The organism is Aurantiacibacter spongiae, assembly GCF_003815535.1.
Lineage (GTDB): Bacteria > Pseudomonadota > Alphaproteobacteria > Sphingomonadales > Sphingomonadaceae > Alteraurantiacibacter > Alteraurantiacibacter spongiae.
The window spans coordinates 2,776,642-2,795,451 of record NZ_RPFZ01000001.1 but is presented as its reverse complement, the minus strand read 5'-3'; the positions used below and the strand labels follow the sequence as shown (position 1 = coordinate 2,795,451).

Annotated in this window: 20 protein-coding genes and 1 tRNA gene; 4 read left to right on the top strand and 17 right to left on the bottom strand. The window is 66.3% G+C overall.

Features of this window, described 5'->3' with window-relative positions:
- Positions 1 to 48: 48 nt before the first annotated feature.
- The 5 genes from folE to EG799_RS13620 all read right to left on the bottom strand — a co-directional run bounded on the left by folE (position 49) and on the right by EG799_RS13620 (position 3,391).
- On the bottom strand, positions 49 to 657 hold the full coding sequence (folE, locus tag EG799_RS13640; protein ID WP_123882366.1) for a GTP cyclohydrolase I FolE: 609 nt from the start codon (positions 655 to 657) through the stop codon (positions 49 to 51).
- Entirely contained in the window at positions 650 to 2,206 is a 1,557-nt protein-coding gene (locus EG799_RS13635; RefSeq protein ID WP_181950904.1) for a phospholipase D-like domain-containing protein, read from the bottom strand. Before EG799_RS13635 ends, folE begins: the two co-directional genes overlap by 8 nt.
- A 22-nt stretch (positions 2,207 to 2,228) precedes the next feature.
- On the bottom strand, positions 2,229 to 2,714 hold the full coding sequence (locus EG799_RS13630) for a hemerythrin domain-containing protein (protein WP_123882363.1): 486 nt from the start codon (positions 2,712 to 2,714) through the stop codon (positions 2,229 to 2,231).
- A 142-nt stretch (positions 2,715 to 2,856) separates the two neighbouring features.
- Positions 2,857 to 2,933 (bottom strand) — tRNA-Arg (locus tag EG799_RS13625).
- A 56-nt stretch (positions 2,934 to 2,989) separates the two neighbouring features.
- The gene (locus EG799_RS13620) at positions 2,990 to 3,391 is read right to left on the bottom strand and encodes an NUDIX domain-containing protein (protein WP_123882360.1); all 402 of its coding nucleotides are present in this window, start codon (positions 3,389 to 3,391) and stop codon (positions 2,990 to 2,992) included.
- A 77-nt stretch (positions 3,392 to 3,468) separates the two neighbouring features.
- Between EG799_RS13620 and EG799_RS13615 the strand changes: the two genes are divergently transcribed.
- The gene (locus tag EG799_RS13615; RefSeq protein ID WP_181950903.1) at positions 3,469 to 3,651 is read left to right on the top strand and encodes a Flp family type IVb pilin; all 183 of its coding nucleotides are present in this window, start codon (positions 3,469 to 3,471) and stop codon (positions 3,649 to 3,651) included.
- Between the two features lie 96 nt (positions 3,652 to 3,747).
- Entirely contained in the window at positions 3,748 to 3,933 is a 186-nt protein-coding gene (locus EG799_RS13610) for a Flp family type IVb pilin (protein WP_123882357.1), read from the top strand.
- A gap of 130 nt (positions 3,934 to 4,063) precedes the next feature.
- Here EG799_RS13610 and EG799_RS13605 read toward each other — a convergent pair whose 3' ends face one another.
- The 5 genes from EG799_RS13605 to EG799_RS14050 form a co-directional block, all read right to left on the bottom strand.
- Positions 4,064 to 5,557 (bottom strand): M48 family metalloprotease, encoded by a 1,494-nt coding sequence (locus EG799_RS13605; protein WP_123882354.1) that lies wholly within the window; start codon positions 5,555 to 5,557, stop codon positions 4,064 to 4,066.
- 124 nt (positions 5,558 to 5,681) lie between these two features.
- Positions 5,682 to 6,641: an acetyl-CoA carboxylase carboxyltransferase subunit alpha gene (locus tag EG799_RS13600; protein WP_123882351.1), complete on the bottom strand. Its 960-nt coding sequence runs from the start codon at positions 6,639 to 6,641 to the stop codon at positions 5,682 to 5,684.
- An 11-nt stretch (positions 6,642 to 6,652) separates the two neighbouring features.
- Positions 6,653 to 7,531 (bottom strand): tyrosine recombinase, encoded by an 879-nt coding sequence (locus EG799_RS13595; RefSeq protein WP_123882347.1) that lies wholly within the window; start codon positions 7,529 to 7,531, stop codon positions 6,653 to 6,655.
- A 10-nt stretch (positions 7,532 to 7,541) separates the two neighbouring features.
- On the bottom strand, positions 7,542 to 9,395 hold the full coding sequence (locus tag EG799_RS13590) for a hypothetical protein (protein WP_123882345.1): 1,854 nt from the start codon (positions 9,393 to 9,395) through the stop codon (positions 7,542 to 7,544).
- Positions 9,392 to 9,535 carry a hypothetical protein gene (locus EG799_RS14050; RefSeq protein ID WP_158611080.1) on the bottom strand — a complete coding sequence of 48 codons (144 nt, stop codon included), beginning with the start codon at positions 9,533 to 9,535 and terminating at the stop codon, positions 9,392 to 9,394. Before EG799_RS14050 ends, EG799_RS13590 begins: the two co-directional genes overlap by 4 nt.
- A gap of 104 nt (positions 9,536 to 9,639) precedes the next feature.
- Between EG799_RS14050 and EG799_RS13585 the strand changes: the two genes are divergently transcribed.
- Entirely contained in the window at positions 9,640 to 10,212 is a 573-nt protein-coding gene (locus EG799_RS13585; RefSeq protein ID WP_123882342.1) for a shikimate kinase, read from the top strand.
- Positions 10,203 to 11,312 carry a 3-dehydroquinate synthase gene (gene aroB / locus EG799_RS13580; protein ID WP_123882339.1) on the top strand — a complete coding sequence of 370 codons (1,110 nt, stop codon included), beginning with the start codon at positions 10,203 to 10,205 and terminating at the stop codon, positions 11,310 to 11,312. The genes EG799_RS13585 and aroB overlap by 10 nt, the downstream gene beginning before the upstream one ends.
- Here the strand turns inward: aroB and EG799_RS13575 are convergent.
- From EG799_RS13575 to EG799_RS13545, 7 genes are all read right to left on the bottom strand, one after another.
- Positions 11,309 to 11,860 carry a DUF421 domain-containing protein gene (locus EG799_RS13575; protein ID WP_234029166.1) on the bottom strand — a complete coding sequence of 184 codons (552 nt, stop codon included), beginning with the start codon at positions 11,858 to 11,860 and terminating at the stop codon, positions 11,309 to 11,311. The genes aroB and EG799_RS13575 overlap by 4 nt on opposite strands.
- Positions 11,861 to 11,878: 18 nt before the next feature.
- The gene (locus EG799_RS13570; protein ID WP_123882336.1) at positions 11,879 to 12,424 is read right to left on the bottom strand and encodes a DUF421 domain-containing protein; all 546 of its coding nucleotides are present in this window, start codon (positions 12,422 to 12,424) and stop codon (positions 11,879 to 11,881) included.
- 48 nt (positions 12,425 to 12,472) lie between these two features.
- Positions 12,473 to 12,913 (bottom strand): DUF488 domain-containing protein, encoded by a 441-nt coding sequence (locus EG799_RS13565; protein WP_123882334.1) that lies wholly within the window; start codon positions 12,911 to 12,913, stop codon positions 12,473 to 12,475.
- A gap of 33 nt (positions 12,914 to 12,946) precedes the next feature.
- Positions 12,947 to 14,479 carry an acyl-CoA carboxylase subunit beta gene (locus EG799_RS13560; RefSeq protein WP_123882331.1) on the bottom strand — a complete coding sequence of 511 codons (1,533 nt, stop codon included), beginning with the start codon at positions 14,477 to 14,479 and terminating at the stop codon, positions 12,947 to 12,949.
- 78 nt (positions 14,480 to 14,557) lie between these two features.
- Complete coding sequence (gene gorA, locus EG799_RS13555) at positions 14,558 to 15,913, bottom strand: glutathione-disulfide reductase (RefSeq protein WP_123882328.1); 1,356 nt, start codon at positions 15,911 to 15,913, stop codon at positions 14,558 to 14,560.
- A 64-nt stretch (positions 15,914 to 15,977) separates the two neighbouring features.
- On the bottom strand, positions 15,978 to 17,006 hold the full coding sequence (locus EG799_RS13550) for a hypothetical protein (protein ID WP_123882325.1): 1,029 nt from the start codon (positions 17,004 to 17,006) through the stop codon (positions 15,978 to 15,980).
- 71 nt (positions 17,007 to 17,077) lie between these two features.
- Complete coding sequence (locus EG799_RS13545) at positions 17,078 to 18,508, bottom strand: DEAD/DEAH box helicase (RefSeq protein WP_123882322.1); 1,431 nt, start codon at positions 18,506 to 18,508, stop codon at positions 17,078 to 17,080.
- Between the last annotated feature and the right edge of the window lie 302 nt (positions 18,509 to 18,810).

Here is an 18,810-nt window from a genome sequence, read left to right as displayed (position 1 = left end):
ATCCTTTCAAGTCATGTATCTACCGCGCATCGCAGGTTACGCGCGCGGTCAGTATCCCATCAGTTTGAGCACTTCCTCGCGACTGCGGTGATCCTCGCGGAACGTGCCCATGACCCGGCTGGTGACCATCGTCACGCCCGGCGTGCGAACTCCGCGAGCGGTCATGCAGGCGTGGCTCGCCTCGATCACCACCGCCACGCCCTGCGGTTGCAGCGCGTCCCAGATGCACTGCGCGACCTCGGCCGTCAGCCGTTCCTGGATCTGCAGGCGTCTCGCGTAGCCGTGCAGCACCCGGGCAAGCTTCGAGATGCCGACGACGTGATTGGTCGGGAGATAGGCGATGGCCGCCTTGCCGATGATTGGCGCCATGTGATGCTCGCAGTGGCTCTGGAACGGAATGTCCTTCAGCAGGACGATCTCGTCATACCCACCCACTTCCTCGAACACGCGGGACAGGTGATAGCCGGGATCCTCCTGGTATCCCTGGCAGTATTCCTTCCACGCACGCGCGACGCGGGAAGGCGTGTCGAGAAGACCCTCGCGCTCCGGGTCGTCGCCCGTCCACCTGATCAGCGTCCGGATGGCTTCCTGCACCTCCTCGGGCACAGGGGGCTTTCCGCGCGGATCGTCCTCGTCCGGGCCTACCAGGCTACTCATCTGTCTTTCCCATCAAGCGGCGACGCTGGCGCCGGAACCTGGCGCGCGCCTTCGCCAATAGGGTGCCCTTGCGGAAAAGGCCACTTTTGCGATCGCGCATTTCGAACATCTCTTCCGGCTCCTCCGGATCGAACACTTCGCGCAGGGCAAGGTCGGTAGCGACCTCGCTCGATTCGTCGGGATGAAAAGGCCGCAGGTGACGCCGCTTGCGATTGCCCTCCGCCGCGATCAGCGCCGCCATCGAACCGTGGCGATCCAGCAGCAGGCCAATGTCCTGCTCGTACAGCCCCAGATGCTCAGCCAGCATGGAATGGCGAATGCGGCGGATGGTCGGGCCGCAATGCCCGTTTCCCGGCCGGGCGCAATCGATGAAGACATCGCATTCGCTGTCCAGCCCCATCGAACGGTTGTTGATGTTGGCCGATCCCACCCGCAGGATCCGGTCGTCGACGATGGTGAGCTTGGCGTGCACGTAGATCGGCGTCTCGCCCGTGTAGGGGACGTAGATATGGAACCGGTCATGCGTGTCGAGTGCGCGCAGCGCGTTGACCAGTTGTGCCCGGGCCGGGTCCATCGCCTGCGATTCGAGCCATCCGTCGGCACTGATCGGGTGGACGATCACGAATTCCGGCGGATCGTCCTCCTCCAGGCGCGCCGCGATCGCCTCGCAGATCGAGCGCGAGGCGAAATACTGGCTTTCGGCATAGACGAAGCGCTCGGCGCCGGCGATATGCCTGAGAAACAGATCCTCGATCTCGTCGACCTTGTCGTCGCCGTCATAGGCGGCCCGCGTGCGGGCGATGCCGATCTCGACATCCTCGAAATGCGGCACCAGCTTTTCTGGCCAGGCGCTGTGATCGGTCTGCGCCGAAGGGGTCAGCGGATCGCCCCCGGCGCGCACCCACCGGGCCCTGCCGAGGCTTTCGAGTTCACCGGCGACATCGCCTTCCATCATCATCGTGACGTCGTGCCAGGGCTGATAAAGGTTGCCGTTCGGACCGCGGCGGCGGTCGTCATGCTCGATATGCTCGCGCGTGTCCCAGCGCCGCGCGGTCATGTCGATGCCGCCGCAAACCGCGAAATTGTCGTCGATGATCACGATCTTCTGGTGATGGCTGCATCCCATCGGATGCGCGGTATCGAACTTGAAATCGATACGGCGATGCGGCCACCAGCGCAGCAGATCGGCGGCCATCGAGCCGCGCGCTGCCAGCGAGAACATCCCGAACCCCCATTTCAGGATGCGAATCTCCAGATCGGGGCGATGGTTGGTCAACCAGACGATGAAACTGCCGAGCCTGGAAGGATATTCACGCCGCCACGCCTTCTGCCACCAGCGCCGCCCGCGCTTGAGATGGATTCGCGTGTCGAAATCCCATCCTATCAGGAGAATGCGCTGACGGGCCTTGAGCATCGCCTGCTGGATGAGATCGAAGTAATCGGCCCCGTCGATTACCAGGCGCGCCCGGCGCGCATGGGCATAGCGCCACACGCCCTTTGCGGCGGAGGCATCGGTAAACCCCTCCACCCTGTGATCGATATCCTCCAACGGCCCCCGTCCCTGTTCGGTCCTATTCCTTGGCGTCTTCCATCTTTTCGGGCGTTACCTCGGCCTGCGCCTTTTCCTCTTCCTTCCGGCGATCGAACACCTCGCGCATATGCTCCTCGTCCTCCTGCGTCAGGTAGTTCTCGAAGTCGGGGAAGTGGTCTTCCTCTTCCTCGTTGATGTGATGGCGGTAATCGTGGTCGAGCTTGTCGAACTTCGTCTTCCACGCGCTGGAGGACATGTCGGTCGCCGCCAGATCGTTCAGCATCTCGTCGATCTCGTGATGCTCGGCGACGGAATGGCGCGTCTCGTCGGTGGTTTCGGGCTTGCGCAGCATCGTCGAATACAGCGCCTGCTCCTCGGCCGCGGCATGGCTCTTCACGTCCTTGGTGAACTGTTCCAGCAGCGACTTGCGCTCCTCGCTCTCGCCGCTGGTGTCGGCCAGCCGGTCGAGCAGCTTGCGGTGATCTTCGTGGTCCTGCTTGAGGCGCGCGAAAATGTCTTCGGACATAGTCGGGAATCTCCTGTCTGTTCGTCCGATGAACGGAGACGCCCACGCGCGGTTCCATGCGCAGGCGAAGCCGGCGGTAACGCCGCAGCCTCCTCCAGACGCACAAAAGGCCGCGCCTCCGAACGGAGAAGCGGCCTTTTGATGGCGCGCCCGGAAGGATTCGAACCTCCGACCACCTGATTCGTAGTCAGGTACTCTATCCAGCTGAGCTACGGGCGCGCTTGGGAAGTGGGCGGATAGGAGCATCGCCTTCGCTTGGCAAGGGCGAAGGTGCGCTATTTCGCCAAACCGCTCAACAACACCCTGTCGAGCGGCGCCAGATCGCGTTCGCCGGCCTCGTCAGGCGTCAGCCATGCCCATTCCTGCCCCTCGAGGGATGCGGGCCGACCGACGGCCTGGTTCGAGGTGTAAAGGAACAGGACAAGCGGACGCGCGCCCTGGTCATCGGCGAAGTGCGCGGGTGCGAGCGCCGACGCATCGAGCGACAGACCCAGTTCCTCCGCGATCTCGCGCACCAGCGCTTCGCGTGGAGTTTCAAGCGCTTCGACCTTGCCGCCGGGAAATTCCCAGCAACCGGCATGATGTCTTCCCGCCGGACGGCGCTGCATCAGCATCCTCCCGCGCGAATCGAACAGGGCCAGTGCGACCACCGGCAGCCATGTCGGAATATTTGCCATGTCGTGGGCGCCTCTCAAGGTTTTGTTAGCATTTGGCTGCGAAACCGGTCCCGTCGCAAGCTTCAGGAGACCTGCGAATGAATACCATCCGACTGATGCTGGCCCTGATCCGCGACACACGGGGCGCGACTGCCGTCGAGTACGGACTGATCGCCGCCCTTATCGTCATCGCCATGATCACCGCCATGCAGGCGCTGGCGACCGAGACGAACGCGATGTGGGGAGGCGTGCAGACCAAGGTTCAGGCGGCAACGCCTTAAACCTTTTTCAACACCTGCCGCCTAAAACGCAAAACTGCACGGTCGGCGTATTACCGATCGAGCCGGGTACCGAAGACCAAAACCAGGAGACTACGAATGACCTTCTTCAAGAACATGATCCGCGACGAGCAGGGCGCCACCGCCATCGAATACGGCCTGATCGCCGCCCTGATCGCCGTCGCCGCCATCACAGCGATGCAGAGCCTCGGCAACGAGCTGAGCACGACCTTCAACAACGTCGGCACCGAACTGAAGGATGCCAATACCGCAAATGCCGGATAAGAGCTGACGGCCTCGGCCACAGCGAGGGGCGGCGGGGAAACCTGCCGCCCCTTTCTTTTGCTCGCGATCGAAGCCGGATAAAGGCGGCGGCCGCGATCGGTCCGCCGCCCCTGCCTGTCTGCGACCCTTCCTAGTTCGAGCGGACGACGATCTTGTATTGCTGACCCGGAACGACCTCGGCGTTGCCGAACAGTCCGTTCAGTACGCGAAAGCGCTCTACCTGTGCGTCGGGATAGGCCATCCGGCGCGCCAGCGACGCGATCGAATCGCCCCCGCCCGCCGTCACCACGTCCACGCGCCGCGGAACCACGTTCTGCGCTTCCGTTGCCGAGATGCGCCGCATCGAATTGTACAGCGAATTGAACGTGCCCGATTGGCCCGCCGGCGTGATCGAGATGAAATGGTAGGCCTGGCTGGGCGAGAATTCGTAGGCGAACACCGTCACGTCCACTTGCTGCTGACCGTTGTTGACGCGCGCCGTGCCGTATGCGGCGGGCAGGCCGTTCACCGTGGTACGCTGCACGCCCTGCGGCTGGATCTGCTGCTGATCGCTGAGCGAGGCGAAGACCTGGCGCACATAGGTATCGAGGTTGTTCTGGTAGGGTGCCGTCGTCAGCTGCGCCCGGCCGCCATCGCCATTGACCGATACGGCGCGCGTGCTGTTGACCATGTAATAGCCTTGCGGGGCGGTGAAGGTAAAGCCGAGTTCGGGATGGATGAATTGCCGCCCCTCGATTACGCCCTGCTCCGGATCGTCACCGTAGATCATGCCGTCGATGCGGCTCATGAACGTCTCGCGGTTGACCACGCCGGTCGTGCTGCCGGCCAGCTGAAGCGCGTTCTGGATACGGCTTGCCGGATCGGGGTGGGTCGAAGCCCATTCGGGAATCGTCGCGTCGTCGCGTCCCTGCAACTGCGCGTCGAGCTGGTTCTGCGCGGCGAGACTTTGCAGCAACGTCGCCATCGCATGGGGGTCGTAGCCGGCGCTCTTGAGGTACTGCACGCCGAGCCCGTCCGCTTCCAGTTCCTGATCGCGCGAATAGCTGAGCGTGAGCGCCTGCGCACCTTGCAGCGCGCCCCGCGACAGCAGGTTGCCGGCGGTCGAATCGCCCAGCAGGATATTGGAGAGGATGGCAATGGCCGCCCCGCCCAGCTGGTTGCGCTGCGCCGCCGCCTGCCGCCGGGCCGAATGGCGCGCCGCGACATGGCCGACCTCGTGGCCGAGAACGGCGGCGAGCTCCGCCTCGTTGTTCATCAGGTTCACCAGCTGCCGCGTGGCGTAGACATAGCCACCCGGGACGGCGAAGGCGTTGTTCACGCTCGAATTCAGCAGCGTCACGTCGAACGCGTTGCGGTTCTGCGCCAATCCCGACTGGACGGCGATGTTCTGGCCGATCTGCTGCACGTATTGCGCGTGCGGCCCGGTCATCTCGCCGCCGAATTCCTGCACGAACTGCTGGTGGTATTCGGCCCCCTGCTGCGCTTCGGCCTGGGTGATCGGCGATCCGGGCGGGATATTCGCGCCCGGTACGCTGGCGCACGCGGCGAGCGACAGGGAAGCGACGCCGGCAAGCGCAAGGGTGCGTATCCGGGCGGTGATCGTGGCGGAGGGGGAATGCGACATCGACGGGTTCCTCATGTGCGAAGCCGGGCGGTTGGCCCGCCCGCAGGTTGGTCGAGAAAACCGTCGATTGCTGGCAATGTTCCCATAGCCCAAACCCGGTGCGGGCCGGGGCGGGCGGCGCTCGCTACCTGTTCAGGTTGCGACCGATGGCGAGGAAGCGATCCTCGCGAAGCCGGCGCAGCTGTTCGGGCGTGCGGTCGGCAAGACCGTCCAGCTCTTCCGAAATGGCGCTTGCGAGCGACCCGATCGCCGTCGCCGGATCGCGGTGCGCGCCGCCGGTGGGTTCGGGCACGATGCGGTCGATGACGTTGATCGCTTCGAGATCCTGCGCGGTCATCTTCATCGCCTCGGCCGCCTGGGGTGCCTTTTCCGCCGTGCGCCACAGGATCGAGGCACAGCCCTCGGGCGAGATCACCGAATATACCGCGTGTTCGAACATCAACACCCGTTCGGCGCTGGCCAGCGCGACCGCGCCCCCCGATCCGCCCTCGCCCACGATCGCGGCGACCATCGGCATGCCGAGCGCAAGGCACGCCTCGGTCGAGCGGGCGATCGCCTCGGCCTGGCCACGCTCTTCCGCCTCTATGCCGGGGAAGGCGCCCGAGGTGTCGACCAGCGTGACGACGGGCAGACCGAAGCGATCGGCCAGTTCCATCAGGCGGATCGCCTTGCGATAGCCCTCGGGCTTGCCCATGCCGAAATTGTGCGCGATGCGACTTTCGGTATCGTGGCCCTTCTCGTGCCCGATCAGCATCACCTTGCGATCGTTCAGCGTGGCGAGCCCGCCCATGATGGCGAGATCGTCGCCGTACAGGCGGTCGCCGCCGAGCGGAATGAAGTTCTCGAACCCGTGCTCGACATAGTCGCGGAAATGCGGGCGCTGCGGATGGCGCGCGACCTGCGTCTTCTGCCACGGCGACAGGCTGGCATAGGTCGACACGAGCAGGTCGGCGCTCTTGGCCTCCAGCCGCCGCAACTCGTTGGAGATGTCGATGTCGTCGTCCTCGCCCGCGGCGCTGCGCAGTTCGGCGATCTTGTTTTCCAGCTGGGCTACCGGCTTCTCGAATTCGAGATAGGATGTCATGGGCAGGCTCGCTAGCCCGCCCGCGTGCGCCCCGCAAGAGGATGCCGCTCGTTGACCAGCGCTACCAACCGCGCCGAATCGACGTGCGTATAGATCTGCGTGGTGGCGATATCGGCATGGCCGAGCAGCGTCTGCAAGACGCGCAGATCCGCCCCGCCCTCCAGCAGATGGGTGGCAAAGGCATGGCGTAGGACATGGGGGGAAAGGCGCGCCGGATCGATGCCCGCCCGGCCCGCCAGCGCCTTGACAAGCTGATGCAGACGAACCCGCGTCAGGTGCGTCCTGCGCGAGGGAAACAGGTAGCGCGAGCCGCCGGGACGCACCGCCAGCCAGCGCGAGAGAGCCATCTGCGCCCTCCGCGATACCGGCACCATGCGTTGCTGGCCGCCCTTGCCGGTGATCGTCAGGAAGGGCACATCGCGCGGCACCGCGGCCACCGGCAGCGATACCAGTTCCGTCGCGCGCAGGCCCGAGCCGTAGAGCAGTTCGAGCAGCGCCAGCATTCGCAGCGCGGGCGGACGGTCGCCGTGCGCCTCTTCCTCGGCGCGGGCGAACAGCGCCTCGATCTCGGAATGGCCGAGCACCTTGGGTAGCGGCCGGCGCGCGCGCGGGCGCGGCAGGGCAGCGGAAGGATCGTCGCGGCGCCAGTCCTCGTCAAGACAGAAGCCGTAGAACTGGCGCAGAGCGGAGACGCGGCGCGCGACGGTGGACGCGGCGAGATCGCCCCACGCCCCGCCCAGCCCGGCGAGATCGTCACGATCGGCCGCGACCAGGTCGCCGACGATAGCCTCGCACCCTTCCAGATCGCGGCGATAGGCGGCAAGGGTATTGGCGGCGGCGCCGCGCTCGGTGGCGAGCATCGCGAGGAATTCGTCCACCGCCACGCTCATGCTGGCCCCCTCACCCGCGCGCGACCGCCTCCGCGGCGATCATCCTGGCTTCTGCGGAGAGGCCGGCATCGTTCAGCGAGCGCACGATGGCGTAGAGCTGGCGCGCGGTCATCCGCTCCCAGCCCGTGCCCTGCATTCCCACCCCTGCCAGCAGCGCGACCAGCGCCTGATTGCGAAGCTGACCGGCGCGCATGATCTTGTCGCTCCAGGGGCTGCTGCGCGAGAGGCCCACGCCCAGCCGCCCTGCGAAATCGGTCGCATCGTCGGGGGCGAGACGGCCCAGCCCGGCAAGGCCGGCGACCAGGAATTGCGACTTGCGCGATTGCGGGCTGGAGTCGTCGTCGATGAAGTCGTCGACATCGCCGGTGTCGACCGTCCCGCTGGCATCGGGGTTCGCCAGCGCCAGCAGGGCCCACGCCTCGCTGCCGTCGGAAACCGCGCCCGACCAGCGCATCGCGTTGCGGTCCAGTCCGGCAGCGAGCATCGAGGCGATGAGGTCGGCGGCGTCGGCGTCCATGTCTTCACCGACCGGATAGCGCGCGGCGGCATAGGCGGTCAGAACGCGGCGACCGTAATCGCCGTTATCGCCCCACAGCGCCTTCATCGCCGCCAGGCGTTCCGCCGGCTGGGGCGCGACATAGGCCTGACGAAGCTGGCCCGCCTGCTCCTTGTCCGCGTCCTCGTAGGCATCGCTCGCCCAGAGCTGGGAATAGAGATCGACCATCGCCGCCGAGGACAGCACGCCGCGCTCCCCCGCCCGGTCCGCCGAGCGCACCCGCTGCAACAGCGGCGTCGCCGGAATGAGCACGTCGGCGATGGCAAAGCGCGAGGACGAGGCCTCGATCAGCGGCTCGGGAATGTCCTGCCCCACAGCCCGCGCGAGCGCGAAGCGCCACGGTGTCAGGTCGTCGACCCCGTCCCACTCGACATTCACGGCCCGGTTGGATTCGCCCGCCGCGCCGGCATAGCGCTGCGCCAGGCGGACATCGATCTCCGGTGCCTCGCCCCGGCCGAGCGCGCGCTGCAACCGCCGGTCGGCACTGCGTACGTCACCCAGATAGGCGGAGCACAACGCCTGCAAGAGCGTCCAGTCGCCGTCGTCGCGAAACTCGCTGTGCAGCCGGGCGGCGGGGCACATGCCAAGGATGTCGCCGGTTGCGAGATAGGCGTCGAATGCGGCGTCGGTCAGGGCGCGGTTGTAATTCGACCCGTCCACGTCCTGCACCAATTCACGCGCGACCGCGCCCTCCCCCATGGCCTCGAGCGCGCGGGCACGCATGGCGGCGAAATCGACCGGGTCGAACCCTTCCGGCGCGTCGAGCCTGCTCGCGAGGGCGCGGCGCAGCATGATGTGGCCCCAGCGCGACACGACCGCGCCACTGGTGGCCCGCAGCGCGGCGCGAACCAGCGCGGCGGGCTGGCCGGCGAGCGATCCGGCCGGAAAGCCCCCTTCGCCATCGGCGACCACGCCGACCTCGGCCACGGCCCGGCGCGCCCCCGGCGGAATGTCGAATTTCGGTCGCAGGCCCAGCGCGGCATCGATCTCGTCCGGCTCCATCCGTTCAAGCTCGCTGAGCGAGGGAAAGCCGGGCGGCAGGCTGAACCCGCTCGGCCCGCCGCCGTCGGAAGGGGAGGACGACGAGGAACCCGGCCGCGGCACCTGCTGCACCACGGCAGAGGAAGTCGCGCGCGGCGTGGGCGAAGGGCTTGGCACGGCGGTCTGCGCAGGCGTGGGCGAAGGGGTCGGCGTGGCGGGGGGATCGCGGAAGCTGGGCGGCAGGAGATCTTCCGGCCCCCGCGCCAGGGCGAGCGAGGAGGATAGCGCCAGCACCGCGGCCCCGGTGGCGAGCACGATGCGCCTCACGACGCGCGCCCCGGCAGGTGCGCGCCGGCGGGAAGCTCCACCGGCTGCACGATAAGCCGCTGTTCCTCGCGTCCGCCATCGTACCAGGCGACCGCGAGAATTACGAAAACAATCAATCCCAGGATTATCAGACCCGTCATCCGGCGCTTCGACACCTCGTCACTCGATCCTTGCCACCAGCAGGGACCATCGACGCCCCCGCAACCTTGCCAGCGCGGTTAGCGCATATATAGCCGTGCGGGCAATGACCATCGGCGCGCCCCTTCCCAAGGACGACACGATCCGCAGCGTACAGGCGCGCCTGCGCCGACCGCTGGTGCTGGTCGGGATGATGGGCGTGGGCAAGTCGACCGTCGGGCGCAAGCTGGCCGCAACGCTGGAAATCCCCTTCGCCGATGCCGATGACGAGATCGTCGAGGCGGCGAACATGACGATTCCGGAAATCTTCGACCGGTTCGGAGAGGACTATTTCCGCGATGGCGAACGGCGCGTGATCGCGCGCATGATGGACAGCAGGCGACCGCGCGTGATCGCGACGGGCGGAGGCGCGTTCGTGACGCAGGAAACCCGCGCCCTCATCCTGGAAAGCGCCATCGCCATCTGGCTCGACAGCGATTGCGACACGCTGGTGGAGCGGGTCAGCCGGAACGACCGTCGCCCCCTCCTGAAGGATGGCGACACCCGTGAGATCGTCCGCCGGATGAAATCCGACCGCGAGCCCGCCTATGCCGAGGCGCAGCTTCACGTCGAAAGCGGCACCGGACCGCACGCCGATACCGTGCAGCGCATTGTCGAGGCCCTCGATCTGTGGCTGTGATCGATGTCGACCTGGCCGGGCGCTCCTACGCCGTGCATGTCGGGCGCGGCCTGCTGGCCGACGTAGCCGACCATTGCGGAGCGCTGCTGCGCAAGACGCGCGTGCCCATCGTGACCGATGCGAACGTCGCGGCCTTCTGGCGCGAGCCGGTCGAGGATTCGCTGCGCAGCGCGGGATACGAACCGCGGGTGCTGGTGCTGGAGCCGGGCGAGGCGAGCAAGAGCTGGCGGGTGCTGGAACGCGTGGTGGACTGGCTGCTGGCCGAGGAAGTCGAGCGTGGCGATCATGTCCTCGCCCTGGGCGGCGGCGTCATCGGAGACCTGACGGGCTTTGCCGCCGCGATCCTCAAGCGCGGCTGCGGCTTCATCCAGCTACCCACGAGCCTGCTGGCACAGGTCGACAGTTCGGTCGGGGGCAAGACCGCGATCAATGCGCGCGCGGGCAAGAACCTTGTCGGTGCATTCCATCAGCCGGCACTGGTGCTGGCGGATACCGGAACGCTCGACACCCTGCCCGACCGCGAAATGCGCGCGGGCTATGCCGAAGTCGTGAAATATGGCGTTCTGGGCGATGCGGACTTCTTCGCCTGGTGCGAGGCGAACGGGCCGCGCGTCCTGTCCCGGGACGAAGACGCCGCCCGATACGCGGTCGAACGAAGCGTGGCCGCGAAGGCGCGCATCGTCGCACAGGACGAACGCGAGACGGGCGGGCGGCGGGCGCTGCTGAACCTGGGCCATACGTTCGGCCACGCCCTGGAGGCGGAGACGGGTTTTTCGGATCGGCTTCTGCACGGCGAGGCAGTGGCGCTGGGGATGGTATTGGCGGCGCGCTATTCCGCGCGCATCGGTCATCTCCCGCCGAACGATGCTGAGCGTGTCACCGCCGCCGTGGACGCTGCCGGCCTGCCCGGTGAAATCGCCGCGCTCGGTCTCGATTGCTCGGGCGACATCCTCGCCGCGCACATGCTTCATGACAAGAAGATGGATGCGGGCGTGCTACCCTTCATCCTGCTTCGCGCGATCGGGGACGCCTTTCTGGACCGCAACGTGGCGATCGACGATGTCGCCGCATTTCTGACGGCACAGTTGCAGGCGCACTAGTTCCTTTCGGATTCGGCCATGTCATCGCCGCGCAGCATGGGTTCGAGCGTGCTGTACTGGCTGGCGGGGGGATCCTCGATCACGCTGAAGCTGCCGTCGGTTTCCAGCACCACGGCGGCGATCCGCTTCATCTCGCCGTGACCCTGCTTGCGAATGGCGGCCCTTATCTCGTCATGCGTGACCCGCTCCTCCTTCATCTGCTGTTCCAGGAATTCGCCGTCCTTCACCAGCATCCGCGCGTCGGAGCGGATGACCTGCTTGAACCAGCCGAGCCGCACGGAGAGCCAGGCGACCAGCCATTGCAGGAATGCAAGAACGATGAACGCCGCCAGCCCGTCCGCGATGGACAGGCTTCTGGTCAGCATGACCGATGCCAGGATGGAGCCGAGAGCGACCGTCACGACGAGGTCGAAGATGTTGAGCTTGGCGATGCTGCGCTTGCCGGCGAACTGGAGGATCGCGATCAGCCCGAAATAGACGACGAGCGTCACCACCGCGATACGTCCGATGCCGGACCAGTTGTCGAACCACATGCTGCCCATACGCATCGGCCGGCAAATCGTGCCCTAGCGGGCGGGCCGGGCCTCGCTGTCAGGCGTGTAGTCCTCGCCCGGTATCGTTTCGAGCGCGCTGCGCGTGGACGCGTTCGATCTGGGGATGACGCTGAAATCCCCGTCGGTCTCCAGCACGACCGCGGCGATGTCCTCCAGATCGGCGTAGCCCTGCTTGCGGATGACCGACATGACCTCGATCCGCATGATCCGCTCGTCGCGCATGGCGCGGTCGAGAAACTTGCCGTCGTGCAGCAGCATCCGGGGGTCCGAACGGATCAGGCGCTTGAACCAGGTCACGCGCAGCGATGCCCAGGCGACGAGCCATTGCAATCCGCACAGCGCGATGAACGCGACCGCGCCTTCGGTCACGGATATATCCTTGTTGAGCATGATCGAGGCGAGCGTGGAGCCGAGCGCCACGGTCACGACGAGATCGAAGATGTTGAGCTTGGACAGGCTGCGCTTGCCCACCACGCGCAGGATCAGCACGAGGGTGACGTAGATCGCCCCGGTGGAGGCCGCTACGCGGACGATATCGTTCCAGTCGTCGAACCACATGCCCCACCTACGCACAAAGGCAGGCGGCGGGTCCGAGATCGCGGCGGATCAGCCTGCGTGAAGGTGGGTTATCGCTGTATCGGCGAAGGCCTGTTCGATCAGCAGCGAGCGGTGGCACCGTTCGGCCTCCTCGCAGTAGCACAGCAGGCAGACGCGCTGTTCCCTGGCCAGCGCCTGTATCTCGGCCATCTGCGCCAGCGCTTCGGGCAGTTCGAGCTGCCCTTCGTAGACCCGGCGCAGGGTGGGGTAATCGCCGCGGCGCGCGGCATCGCGGCCTTCCTTGGGGGTGCCGAGATGCTTGAAATGGCGATACTCCATCCCCGCCTCGTGCGCCGCTGCCCGTAGCGAGGACTTGGAAAATCCCGCCCGGCGCGAATTGGGCAGCGCGCGGATGTCGGCCAGAACCTCGACGCCGGCCTCTTTCAACGCCTCGATCAGCGAGGCCTGTGTCGCCCGCGCGTAGCCGATGGTGGTGAGGGCAAGGGCCATGACGTTACGCCAGATGGTGCGCGAGCGGAGCGGCTACAACGGCAGGTTGTCGTGCTTCTTCCACGGGTTTTCGAGATGCTTGCCCCGCAGCTTGCGCAGGCCGGTGGCGATGCGCCGGCGGGTCGAGCGCGGGTAGATCACCTCGTCGATATAGCCACGCTGCGCCGCGACGAAGGGGTTGGCGAAGCGGTCTTCGTATTCCTTCGTCTTCTCGGCGATCTTGTCCGGGTTGTCGCGGTCCTGGCGGAAGATGATCTCCACCGCGCCCTTCGCGCCCATCACCGCGATCTCGGCAGTGGGCCAGGCGTAGTTGAGGTCGCCGCGCAGATGCTTCGACGCCATCACGTCATACGCGCCGCCATAGGCCTTGCGGGTTATGACGGTGATCTTGGGCACGGTCGCCTCGGCATAGGCGAACAGCAGCTTGGCGCCGTGCTTGATGATGCCGTTGTGCTCCTGCGCGGTGCCGGGAAGGAAGCCGGGCACGTCGACGAAGGTGACGATGGGGATCGAGAACGCATCGCAGAAGCGCACGAAGCGCGCGGCCTTGCGGCTGGCGTCGATATCCAGCACGCCCGCCAGCACCATCGGCTGATTGGCGACGATGCCCACGGGGCGCCCCTCCACCCGGCCGAAACCGGTGATGATGTTTGCCCCGTGGGCCGGCTGGATCTCGAAGAAGTTCGCATCGTCGACGACCTTCTCGATCAGTTCGCGCATGTCGTAGGGCTGGTTGGCATTGGCGGGGATCAGCATGTCGAGGCTTTCGTCGACCCGGTCCCACGGATCGTCGGTCGGCAGCACGGGCAGATCGTCGCGATTGCTTTCGGGCAGGAAGCCCATCAGCTCGCGCGCGGCGAGCAGCGTCTCGATATCGTTCTCCAGCGCCAGATCGGCAACGCTGGTCTTGGTCGTGTGCGTGACGGCGCCGCCCAGCTCCTCCTGCGTGACGACCTCGTTGGTGACGGTCTTGACCACGTCCGGCCCGGTCACGAACATGTAGCTGGAATCCTTCACCATGAAGATGAAGTCCGTCATCGCCGGGGAATAGACCGCCCCGCCGGCGCACGGCCCCATGATGAGGCTGAGCTGCGGCACCACGCCCGATGCCAGCACGTTGCGCTGGAACACCTCGGCATAGCCGCCCAGGCTCGCGACCCCTTCCTGGATGCGTGCACCGCCCGAATCGTTGAGCCCGATGACGGGCGCGCCGACCTTCATCGCCATGTCCATCACCTTGCAGATCTTTTCCGCGTGGCGCCTGGACAGGGAGCCGCCGAACACGGTGAAGTCCTGGCTGAAGACGAACACCAGCCGCCCGTTGATCGTGCCGCTGCCGGTGACGACGCCGTCGCCCGGAATACGCTGTTCGTCCATGCCGAAATCGGTGCAGTCGTGCTCGACATAGGTGTCGAGCTCCTCGAAACTGCCCTCGTCGAGCAGCACGTCGAGCCGTTCGCGCGCGGTCAGCTTGCCCTTGGCGTGCTGGGCGTCGATGCGCCTCTGCCCGCCGCCCATCCGGGCGGCTTCGCGGCGACGTTCCATTTCGGCGATGTTTGCGGACATGCGTTTCCCCTTGGTGTGGCCGGCGCGTTGCACGAAGCGGGCGGAGGGGTCAATCGGGCGCCCGGCGCGCCGCGCAACCTATCGCATCAGCACCAGTTCTTCGGCCATCGTCGGGTGGATCGCCACCGTCGCGTCGAAATCGGCCTTGGTCAGGCCGGCCTTTACCGCGATCGCTGCGGCCTGCATCATCTCCGGTGCGTCGGGGGCGATCATGTGGATGCCCACGATCCTGTCGTTCTCGCCGTCGCAGATCATCTTCATCAGGCTGCGTTCGTCCCGGCCTGCCAGGACGTTCTTCATCGGACGGAAATCGGACTGATAGACCTTGACCGAGCCGAGCGTGTTCTTGGCCTCGCCCTCCGTCATGCCGACCGCCGCGATGGGCGGGTGGCTGAACACCGCGCTCGGGACGCAGGCGTGATCGACCGCCACGGGGTCTCCGTTACCGAACACCGTATCCGCGAAGGCCTGCCCCTCGCGGATAGCGACGGGGGTCAGTTGCACGCGGTCGGTCACGTCGCCCACGGCGTAGATGTGGTCGACATTGGTCTTGCTGAAGCGGTCGACCATCACCTCGCCGTTGGCGCCAAGCTCCACACCCGCCCTGTCGAGGCCCAGCCCTTCGGTATTGGGGATGCGGCCCACGGCGAACATCACGCAGTCGGCCCTTTCCTCCTCGCAATCGGACAGCTTCACGAAATAGCCGCCTTCATCGCAAGGCTTGATGTATTCGAACGTCGTGTTGAAGCGGAACTGGATACCCTTCATGATCGAGATCTGAAGCAGCCGGTCGCGCACCCCCTCGTCGTAATGGCGCAGCAGCGTGCTGCCGCGATTGACTATGTGCACCTCGCACCCGAACTCGTTGAAGATACCGGCAAACTCGTTGGCGATGTAGCCGCCGCCGGCGATGATGATCTTCTTCGGCAGCTCGTCGAGATGGAACGCCTCGTTCGAACTTATCGCATGTTCCACACCCTCGCATACCGGCATCCGCGGACGCGCGCCGGTGGCAATGAGGATCGTGCGCGCCGTCACGGTCCGCCCGCCGGCCAGCGTGATCTCGTGCGCGCCGGTCAGTTCGGCACGCTCGTGAAAGATGGTGACGTCGTGGCTTTCCAGCGTATCGGTGTAAGCCGCGTTCAGCCGGTCGACATCGTCGAGCACGTTGTCGCGCAGCGTCCGCCAGTCGAACCTCTTGCCCTCGACTTCCCAGCCGAAGCGCTTGCAGTCCTCCAGATCCTCGGCGAAATGCGCTCCGTAGACGAGCATCTTCTTGGGCACGCAGCCCCGGATGACGCAGGTGCCGCCGACCCTGTGCTCCTCCGCGATGGCGACCCGCGCGCCGTGGGCCGCGGCCACCCTGCTGGCGCGAACGCCGCCCGATCCCGCGCCGATGGTGAAGAGATCGTAATCGTACTGGTCGTCGGCCATGAAGCGCTCCTGCTGAAGTGACCGCCATATGGCGGCGCGCGGGCGCTATCTCAACCGGAACGGCTCAGCTTTCCAGGAACAGGGCGAAGTCGCGCAGCAATTGCCAGGCGCGAAGATCCTGCACCCGCAGCGCGGCCTCGTCCTTCACCCCGGTATGGCGCCGCAGCAGCCGCGAGATGGCGAGGCGCGTCTGGTCCTCGATATTGGTGAGCCCCACCAGCAGATCGGGGGCGACGTCGGCGTTGCGATCGAACAGCATTGCGGTATCGCGCGGATCGAAGCCGAAACCGGCGAACACGATGCGTTTCGATGCCGCCACCTCGCCCAGAATCAGATTGTTGAAGGTGCGATCGTTCAGGCGTTCCGCGCGGGTATGAATCCCCTCCGCCAGGGCGAAGATTTCCGCCGCGTCGGCTTCGCCCCAATCGGCATGCGCGCCCTCGCCCGCCTGCCATTCCAGCCGGCCGGCGCAGCCATAGGGGCGGATGATCTTCAGTTTTGCGTCCACCAGCTCGCGCGCCTCGCCCAGCCCCATGCCGAAGGCCATGTGCATGGCGTAGGGCAGGAAATGCTCGATCGCGCGATCGTAGCCGAAATAGACGACGGTCAGCTTGTCGAGGCAGGTATCGACCTTGCTGCGCGCAACCCCGTTCACGATCACGCGGCCGAGCTGGAACAGCCAGTTCTCGCTGCCCCTGATCGGCAGGTCGCCCGGATCGCGCGGATCTGCGGCGAGCGGAGACTTCGCCTCCGCACGCAGCGTGTAGTGAACGATGGCGAGCTTGCCGACCGCCTGCACCAGCGGATCGTCGCCCAATTGCTCCAGCACCGAATCGAGCGATGTCGAAATACGCGAGGCGGTGCGGATCGATTGCGCTGCCGCCTTCAACTTGGCGACCGGAGCGCCGACCTCTTTTTCCAGCTGCGCGAAAAGCTGCGCGAAGACGACCATGTCGTCCGTCTGCAAGTCGCTTCCGAGCCGGCGAAAATCGAAGCTTTGCGCGATGCGGGTGAGCATCTCGCCGCCCTCGGGCAGGCCCAGCTCCTCCGACGCGCCCGCGCCCACCACCAGCGTGGTCTTGGTCCGGATCATGGCTGGCTGGCGTCCCCGCGCTGAAAGGAAATCATGGCGGGGACACTAGGGTTCAGGTGGTTAAGATCGAATTATCCGTCGTTCGAGGACCGCCGGTTGCGCCGGCGATTGCCGCCGCGGTTCGCGCCGCCCTGGTTGCCGCCACCCTGGCCGCCGCCGCCGCGGGCCTGCTGCCCTTGCGGCTTGCCGCCGCCGGGCCGCCCCTGGCCGCCGCCCGAACGACGACCACGGCCGCCCTGCCCGCCGCCCTGCTTGGCGCCGGACTGCTGCCCGTCGCGCCGCTTGGGCTGGACGCGCTGGCGCTGCTGCTTGGGTGCCGGCTTGGTCGGCCCGACCCCTTCGACGACCGCGCGGAAATTGTCGGGAAGCGGCAGCCGCTCGAACTCGGCATCGGTCTGCTTGCGAATATCCTTCAGATAGGCGCGCTCGTCTTCGGCACAGAAGGCGATGGCCACCCCGTCGGCCCCGGCGCGGGCGGTGCGGCCGATCCGGTGGACGTATTGCTCGGGCACGTTGGGCAGTTCGTAATTGATGACGTGGGACACGCCGGGAATGTCGATGCCCCGCGCGGCCACGTCGGTCGCCACCAGGATCGGCGTTGTCCCGCGCTTGAACTCGTCCAGCGCGCGCACGCGCTGCGGCTGGCTCTTGTTCCCGTGGATCGCGTTGGCGGCGATGCCCCGCTGGGCCAGCTTCTTGACGACCCGGTCCGCCCCGTGCTTCGTCCGGGTGAAGACGAGAACGCGTTCGAACTTGCCGGGAACCTCGTGCTTGCCGGCCAGGATCAGGTCGAGCAGCGACTGCTTCTCGTCCGCCTGCACCATGAACAGGTACTGGTCGATCCGCTCCGCCGTGGTGGCTGCGGGCGTGACGGACACGGTGACGGGGTCGTTGCAGTACTTGCCCACCAGCTCCTTGATCTGGCCGGGCATCGTGGCGGAGAAGAACAGCGTCTGCCGCTCCGCCGGCACCAGCTGGCTGATCCGCCGCAGCGCGTGGATGAAGCCGAGGTCGAGCATCTGGTCGGCCTCGTCCAGCACCAGGATCTCGACGCCCGAGAGGTTGAACGCCTTCTGGTCGATCAGGTCGAGCAGCCGGCCCGGCGTCGCCACCAGGATATCGGTGCCGCGATGCAGCTTGTTGCGATCCTTGTTGACGGAGGTTCCGCCGACGATCGAATGAACCTTCATCCCGGCGAGCGCGCCGTAATCCTTGGCGCTCTGCGCGATCTGACCGGCGAGTTCGCGCGTCGGGGCGAGCACCAGCATGCGGCAGGACTTGAAGGGGATCTGCTTGTCGGCGGCGCGCAGCCGGTCGATGCCGGGGAGCATGAAGGCCGCGGTCTTGCCGGTGCCGGTCTGCGCGATGCCGAGCAGGTCGCGTCCGCCCAGCACGGGCCCGATGGCCTGTGCCTGGATCGGTGTGGGTTCCTTGTAGCCCTTCATGTCGAGGGCCTGCATGATCGGCTGCGACAGGCCGAGATCGGAAAACTGAATGGTCATGGGTGTGTATCGAACTCGCAATATATGCGGCGCGCACGACCGACGGCCTGCGCGGCGCGGGTGTCAAAACGACCCGCGTGAAATGGGAAGTCTTTGAAAAAAGGACCGAAGCGCTGCCGGAGCGGGCGTTGTCTGTCCCGCCGCTTCACGCTGGCGCTGGGCTTCGATGGGCGGCATCTGGGGGACGCGGCATGCAATGTCAATGGCAGCGATTTGCGCGCGCGCCCACGATCGGTCATGACAGCGGCAAACGACAACAGCGCAGGAGAGGTGCCGCGCCAGTGAGAGCCCAGGAGCACCCG

What these genes read in the sequence shown, in the direction of transcription:
- folE (WP_123882366.1), bottom strand. Translation starts at nt 657, where the DNA reads ATGAGTAGCCTGGTAGGCCCGGACGAGGACGATCCGCGCGGAAAGCCC.
- EG799_RS13630 (WP_123882363.1), bottom strand. Translation starts at nt 2,714, where the DNA reads ATGTCCGAAGACATTTTCGCGCGCCTCAAGCAGGACCACGAAGATCAC.
- EG799_RS13620 (WP_123882360.1), bottom strand. Translation starts at nt 3,391, where the DNA reads ATGGCAAATATTCCGACATGGCTGCCGGTGGTCGCACTGGCCCTGTTC.
- EG799_RS13615 (WP_181950903.1), top strand. Translation starts at nt 3,469, where the DNA reads ATGAATACCATCCGACTGATGCTGGCCCTGATCCGCGACACACGGGGC.
- EG799_RS13610 (WP_123882357.1), top strand. Translation starts at nt 3,748, where the DNA reads ATGACCTTCTTCAAGAACATGATCCGCGACGAGCAGGGCGCCACCGCC.
- EG799_RS13605 (WP_123882354.1), bottom strand. Translation starts at nt 5,557, where the DNA reads ATGTCGCATTCCCCCTCCGCCACGATCACCGCCCGGATACGCACCCTT.
- EG799_RS13600 (WP_123882351.1), bottom strand. Translation starts at nt 6,641, where the DNA reads ATGACATCCTATCTCGAATTCGAGAAGCCGGTAGCCCAGCTGGAAAAC.
- EG799_RS13595 (WP_123882347.1), bottom strand. Translation starts at nt 7,531, where the DNA reads ATGAGCGTGGCGGTGGACGAATTCCTCGCGATGCTCGCCACCGAGCGC.
- EG799_RS14050 (WP_158611080.1), bottom strand. Translation starts at nt 9,535, where the DNA reads ATGACGGGTCTGATAATCCTGGGATTGATTGTTTTCGTAATTCTCGCG.
- EG799_RS13585 (WP_123882342.1), top strand. Translation starts at nt 9,640, where the DNA reads ATGACCATCGGCGCGCCCCTTCCCAAGGACGACACGATCCGCAGCGTA.
- EG799_RS13575 (WP_234029166.1), bottom strand. Translation starts at nt 11,860, where the DNA reads ATGCGTATGGGCAGCATGTGGTTCGACAACTGGTCCGGCATCGGACGT.
- EG799_RS13570 (WP_123882336.1), bottom strand. Translation starts at nt 12,424, where the DNA reads ATGTGGTTCGACGACTGGAACGATATCGTCCGCGTAGCGGCCTCCACC.
- EG799_RS13565 (WP_123882334.1), bottom strand. Translation starts at nt 12,913, where the DNA reads ATGGCCCTTGCCCTCACCACCATCGGCTACGCGCGGGCGACACAGGCC.
- EG799_RS13560 (WP_123882331.1), bottom strand. Translation starts at nt 14,479, where the DNA reads ATGTCCGCAAACATCGCCGAAATGGAACGTCGCCGCGAAGCCGCCCGG.
- gorA (WP_123882328.1), bottom strand. Translation starts at nt 15,913, where the DNA reads ATGGCCGACGACCAGTACGATTACGATCTCTTCACCATCGGCGCGGGA.
- EG799_RS13550 (WP_123882325.1), bottom strand. Translation starts at nt 17,006, where the DNA reads ATGATCCGGACCAAGACCACGCTGGTGGTGGGCGCGGGCGCGTCGGAG.
- EG799_RS13545 (WP_123882322.1), bottom strand. Translation starts at nt 18,508, where the DNA reads ATGACCATTCAGTTTTCCGATCTCGGCCTGTCGCAGCCGATCATGCAG.